Annotated in this window: 1 protein-coding gene; it reads right to left on the reverse strand. The window is 67.5% G+C overall.

Going from position 1 to position 573, the window contains the following annotated elements; genetic code table 11:
• Positions 1 to 517, reverse strand: a 517-nt coding sequence (locus tag ACK4TH_RS13050) for a UvrD-helicase domain-containing protein (protein WP_409627056.1), incomplete at its 3' end; no start/stop codon positions are given.
• Positions 518 to 573: the final 56 nt, after the last annotated feature.

Below are 573 nucleotides of genomic sequence, written 5' to 3' on the forward strand. Positions count from 1 at the left end.
GCTCCTGGACCCGCGCCTCCTTCGCATGAGCGCTCACGGTCACATAGTCGATACCCGCCCGTCCCGGCCTGCCCGGCATCTCGAAGCTGTTGTGGCCCTCCAGCCAGAGCGCGTTCATCGCCTCGACGTAGGGCCCGTCCGAGCGCCAGTTGGTGGTCATCGTGTACGGGCGCCCGGCCACCTCCGCCGCCGTCAGGTAGACAAAAACGTCGGCCCCGCGGAAGGCGTAGATGGCCTGTTTGGGGTCGCCGATGAGGACGAGGCGTTTGGCCTCGGACCTCGCGAAGACCTGCTCGAGGACCGCCCACTGCGCGGCGTCGGTGTCCTGGAACTCGTCGACCAGGGCCACGTCGAAACGCTCCCGGATCCGCGTTGCGAGCGGCCCGCCAGGGCCCTCGCGCTTGATCGCCTCGGCGAGCACGCTCAGCATCGAGTCGAAGGTGAGCTGCCGGCGACGTGTGAGCTCATGGTCGAGCTGCTCTCTGAGACCCTCGGCGAACACCGCGAGCGGCCGCACACGCTGGCGCCATTCATCTCGAAAATCGAGAAAATCGGCGAGACGAGTGAGGAGCG

Origin of the sequence: Tepidimonas sp., from assembly GCF_046292505.1 — a bacterium.
Taxonomy (GTDB): domain Bacteria; phylum Pseudomonadota; class Gammaproteobacteria; order Burkholderiales; family Burkholderiaceae_C; genus Tepidimonas.